This is a genomic window from Streptomyces sp. WELS2, assembly GCF_013870595.1.
Lineage (GTDB): Bacteria > Actinomycetota > Actinomycetes > Streptomycetales > Streptomycetaceae > Streptomyces.
Window position 1 is genome coordinate 1 of record NZ_JACBWZ010000525.1, and the last position, 4,515, is coordinate 4,515.

Here is a 4,515-nt window from a genome sequence, read left to right on the forward strand (position 1 = left end):
TCGCGGAGGAGATGGCCGAGGTCGGGCTGTGCAGGCCCATGATGTTGAGACCCGGGCGCGGCCGGGCCCGTCGGGTCATGGGGCATGCGTGGCCTCCTTCGTCCCGGTCATGGTCTCGGCCTCCTCGGGCGACAGTTGGCGGGCGAGCGCGGCGCGGCCCCGGGCCAGTCGCGCCTTGACCGTGCCGACGGGTGCGCCGGTCTCCGCGGCGATCTGCTCCACGCTCAGGTCGCACACGTGGTACAGGACGACGGCCAGCCGTTGCGCCGGGGGCAGGGTGCGCAGCGCGGCGACCAGGGCGACGTGTTCCGGTCCGGGCCCCGGGACCTGGTCCCGGGGGGTGTCCTTGCGGACGAGTTCCAGCCAGCGCCGGGCGCGCCGGAACCGGCTGACCGCGAGCCGGGTGGCCACCGTGCGGATCCACGCCTCCGGCGCCTCGGCCGCGTCGAAGGACATCCGCCGGTCCCAGGCGCGTACGAACGCCTCCTGCACGACGTCCTGTGCCTCGGCGTGGTCACCGGTGAAGGCGTACAGCTGCCCCACCAGACGGGGGAAGGCGGCCGTGTAGAAGGCGTCGAACTCCTCCTCCGTCATCCCCGGCCCCCCGTGCTCCCCGTCCGAAGAGGCGATCCTACGGCGCGTGCGGGGCCGGGAAATCCTCCCCGTCCCGATGCAACCGGGGCGCCGCGCCGTGCGTAGAGACCATGTCCGTACGCATCCCAGGGGGGAACTTCCGTGTCCACGCACGCGCATCGCTCACGTATCCCGCACGACCCGTCAGCCCGGCCGCGCCGTCCGAAAGCCGTCGCCGGTGCCCTCGCGGCGGCCTGCGCGCTGCTGCTCGCGGCGACCGGCTGCGCGGCCACCGCCTCCACGGCCGCCACCGAGCCGGCCGCCCCGGCCGCCGCGCGCTCCTCCGCCGCGCCCGAGCCGGCCGCGCCCGCCGTCCCCGAACCGGCCGCGCTCGCCGACGCGAAGGTCAACGTCGGCGAGGGGGCCACCGTGGGTGTGGGCATGCCGATATCCGTCACCTTCCCGCGCCCGGTGCCGCGTTCCGAGCGGGCCGCGGTCGAGCACTGGCTCGGCGTCGGCACCCGGCCCGCCGTCTCGGGCGCCTGGAGCTGGGTCAAGGACCGCAACCTGCTCGACGGGCAGCGCGTCGACTACCGCCCGCCCGCCTACTGGAAGCCCGGCACCCGCGTCACCCTGCGTGTCGGCGGCCACGCCGTACGGCACTTCTCCATCGGCCGTTCCCTGACCGCGACCGTCGACGTGCGCACCCACACGATGACGGTCGAGGAGGACGGCAGGCCCGCCACCCGGATCCCGGTCACCGCCGGCCGCCCCGGCCTGGACACCTGGAACGGCACGATGGTGGTGATGGACAAGCAGCCCAAGGTCTACATGGACTCCCGGACCGTCGGCCTCGGCGACGCCTACCACGGCTACTACGCCTGGGCCGTGCACACCACTACGTCCGGCACCTACGTCCACCAGAACCCCAACGCGAACACCTACGCCGGCCGGGCCAACGTCACCCACGGCTGTGTCGGACTCGCCACCGACGGCACCGCCGAACGCTTCTACCGGCGGGTGATCCCCGGTGATGTCATCCGCGTCACCGGCTCCAAGGACACGGTCGAGGCCGGCAACGGCTACGGCGACTGGAACCTCACCTGGTCCCAGTGGCTGGCCCACAGCGCGACCCGGCACGGCGACGGCGGGCGATGAGGAATCGATACGCCGGGGGGCGGCGGGGTCACAGGGCGAGCAGCAGCGCGGTCAGCGCGGTGCAGCCCGCGCACACCGCGAGCACCACGGCCAGGCAGCGCCGCCGCAGCTCCTGGTAGCGGTGCTCGTACTCGGCCCGCAGCGACACGCACCGGGCCGCGACGCGCTCCAGGTCGGCGCGGGCCCGGCGCAGGCTGTCGGCGGTGTACTGCCGCTCGACCTCCTCGCGCTGGGCCGTCGTCAGCCAGTCCAGGGTGCCGGTGAACTCGCGGGCGCGCTGCTCCGCCTCCGCCACCCTGGCCTGCCACAGCAGGTAGCCCTCGACCTCGTTGCCGAGGTCGCCGCCCGCCCCCGGTCCCCGCCCGCGCAGGCCGCTCATCCGCGCGGCCGGTCGCCGGTGGCGATCTCGTAGCCCTCCTGCTCCCGCGCCGCGATGTCCGGGTGGTGCAGGTCGAAGGCCGGGGATTCGCTGCGGATGCGGGGCAGGGTGACGAAGTTGTGCCGCGGCGGCGGGCAGGAGGTGGCCCACTCCAGGGAGCGGCCGAAGCCCCACGGGTCGTCCACACCGACCGGGGTGCCGAACCGCGCGGTCTTCCACACGTTGTAGAGGAACGGCAGCATCGACAGGCCCAGCAGGAAGGAGCTGATGGACGACAGCGTGTTCAGCGCGGTGAAGCCGTCGGAGGCCAGGTAGTCGGCGTAGCGGCGCGGCATGCCCTCGGCGCCCAGCCAGTGCTGGACCAGGAAGGTGCCGTGGAAGCCGACGAACAGGGTCCAGAAAGTGATCTTGCCCAGGCGTTCGTCGAGCATCTTGCCGGTGAACTTCGGCCACCAGAAGTGGAATCCGGCGAACATCGCGAAGACGACCGTGCCGAAGACCACGTAGTGGAAGTGGGCGACGACGAAGTACGTGTCCGAGACGTGGAAGTCCATCGGCGGCGAGGCGAGGATGACGCCGGTCAGCCCGCCGAAGAGGAACGTCACGAGGAAGCCGGCCGCCCACAGCATCGGCGTCTCGAAGGAGAGCGAGCCCTTCCACATCGTGCCGATCCAGTTGAAGAACTTCACCCCGGTCGGCACGGCGATCAGGAAGGTCATGAAGGAGAAGAAGGGCAGCAGCACCCCGCCGGTGACGTACATGTGGTGGGCCCACACCGTGACCGACAGACCGGCGATGGCGATCGTCGCGGCGACCAGGCCCATGTAGCCGAAGATCGGCTTGCGGGCGAAGACCGGGATGACCTCGGTGACGATCCCGAAGAACGGCAGGGCGATGATGTAGACCTCGGGATGCCCGAAGAACCAGAACAGGTGCTGCCACAGCAGGGGCCCGCCGTTGGCCGGGTCGTAGACGTGGGCGCCGAAGATGCGGTCCGCCGCCAGCGCGAACAGGGCGGCCGCCAGCACCGGGAAGGCCAGCAGGACCAGCACACCGGTCAGCAGCACGTTCCAGGTGAAGATCGGCATGCGGAACATGGTCATGCCGGGGGCGCGCATGCAGATGATCGTGGTGATGAAGTTGACGGCGCCGAGGATCGTGCCGAAGCCGGAGAAGGCGAGGCCCAGGATCCACAGGTTCCCGCCGAGCCCGGGGGTGCGGGTGGCGTCCGACAGCGGGGAGTAGGCGAACCAGCCGAAGTCGGCGGCGCCGTTCGCGGTGAGGAAGCCGCCGACCGCGATGAGCGAGCCGAACAGGTAGAGCCAGTAGGCGAACATGTTCAGCCGGGGGAAGGCCACGTCGGGCGCGCCGATCTGGAGCGGCATGATCCAGTTGGTGAACCCGGCGAACAGCGGGGTGGCGAACATCAGCAGCATCACGGTGCCGTGCATCGTGAACATCTGGTTGAACTGCTCGTTGGAGATGATCTGCAGGCCCGGACGGGCCAGCTCGGCGCGCATGAGCAGCGCCATCACCCCGCCGAACAGGAAGAACGCGAACGACGTCGTCAGATACAGGGTGCCGATCGTCTTGTGGTCGGTGGTGGTCAGCCACTTCACCACGACATTGCCGGGCTGCTTGCGCCGGACCGGCAGCTCGTTCTCGTACGAGTCCTCGGCCGCCGCGCCTCCGCCCTGGGGTTCGTTCAGGATGCTCACAACTCGTCCGTCTCCCGATGCTCGCGTCCGCCCGTGCCGTGACGGCGGTCCACCCGCCATCCTCACCGGCCGGGCGCGTCCCGGGGGGTCCCGGAGCGGCCGGTGTGCGGCCGTCCGGGTGAGCGATACACCCGAACGCAGCAGCGCACCGGACGACGGCTCCCCGGCGGGCCGGGTCCCGGCGCCGGGGAGCCGGTGGCGGAACCGGACGCGTGCCGGGTGTAACGCGCGCGTGCCCCCACCGCGTGTAAGAGATGACGCCGGCCACGAGAGGACACACACGGTGAGGGAAGCACCCGCGGACTACCTGGAGTTCGCTGTCGCCCGCAGCGGGCCGCTGTTCAGGACGGCCTGTCTGCTCACGGGCGACTGGCACCTCGCCGAGGACCTGGTCCAGGAGACCCTCGCGAAGATGTACCGCTCGTGGCGGCGGATCAACCGCGCCCAGTCGCCGGTGGCCTACGCCGACACCGTGCTGGTGCGCACCTTCGTCTCGCAGCGCCGGCGCCGCAGCTCCACCGAGCGCCCCAGCGAGCTGATGCCCGACACGGCCGGACCGGCGCCGGACGCCGAGCTGCGGATGGCCCTGCTGGACGGGCTGGCGCGGCTGACGGCCCGGGACCGCGCGGTGCTGGTGCTGCGCTACTGGGAGGACCGCTCGGTGGAGGACACCGCGCAGGCGCTGCG

The 4,515-nt window shown here is 71.7% G+C and carries 5 protein-coding genes; 2 read left to right on the top strand and 3 right to left on the bottom strand.

Features of this window, described 5'->3' with window-relative positions; genetic code table 11:
- Positions 1–75: 75 nt before the first annotated feature.
- On the bottom strand, positions 76–594 hold the full coding sequence (locus H5J33_RS24770; RefSeq protein WP_181797089.1) for a SigE family RNA polymerase sigma factor: 519 nt from the start codon (positions 592–594) through the stop codon (positions 76–78).
- Between the two features lie 141 nt (positions 595–735).
- Between H5J33_RS24770 and H5J33_RS24775 the strand changes: the two genes are divergently transcribed.
- A complete protein-coding gene (locus H5J33_RS24775) occupies positions 736–1,731 on the top strand; it encodes a L,D-transpeptidase (RefSeq protein WP_181797090.1) in 996 nt (331 codons plus the stop codon).
- A gap of 28 nt (positions 1,732–1,759) precedes the next feature.
- On the opposite strand, the gene H5J33_RS24780 is transcribed toward H5J33_RS24775, so the two are convergent.
- Together H5J33_RS24780 and ctaD are read right to left on the bottom strand one after the other, a co-directional pair.
- Complete coding sequence (locus tag H5J33_RS24780; RefSeq protein ID WP_181797091.1) at positions 1,760–2,110, bottom strand: cytochrome C oxidase subunit I; 351 nt, start codon at positions 2,108–2,110, stop codon at positions 1,760–1,762.
- On the bottom strand, positions 2,107–3,828 hold the full coding sequence (ctaD, locus tag H5J33_RS24785) for a cytochrome c oxidase subunit I (RefSeq protein WP_181797092.1): 1,722 nt from the start codon (positions 3,826–3,828) through the stop codon (positions 2,107–2,109). Before ctaD ends, H5J33_RS24780 begins: the two co-directional genes overlap by 4 nt.
- Positions 3,829–4,111: 283 nt before the next feature.
- Between ctaD and H5J33_RS24790 the strand changes: the two genes are divergently transcribed.
- A partial coding sequence (locus H5J33_RS24790) for a SigE family RNA polymerase sigma factor (protein ID WP_181797093.1) occupies positions 4,112–4,515 on the top strand: 404 nt, incomplete at its 3' end.

What these genes read in the sequence shown, in the direction of transcription:
- H5J33_RS24770 (WP_181797089.1), bottom strand. Translation starts at nt 594, where the DNA reads ATGACGGAGGAGGAGTTCGACGCCTTCTACACGGCCGCCTTCCCCCGT.
- H5J33_RS24780 (WP_181797091.1), bottom strand. Translation starts at nt 2,110, where the DNA reads ATGAGCGGCCTGCGCGGGCGGGGACCGGGGGCGGGCGGCGACCTCGGC.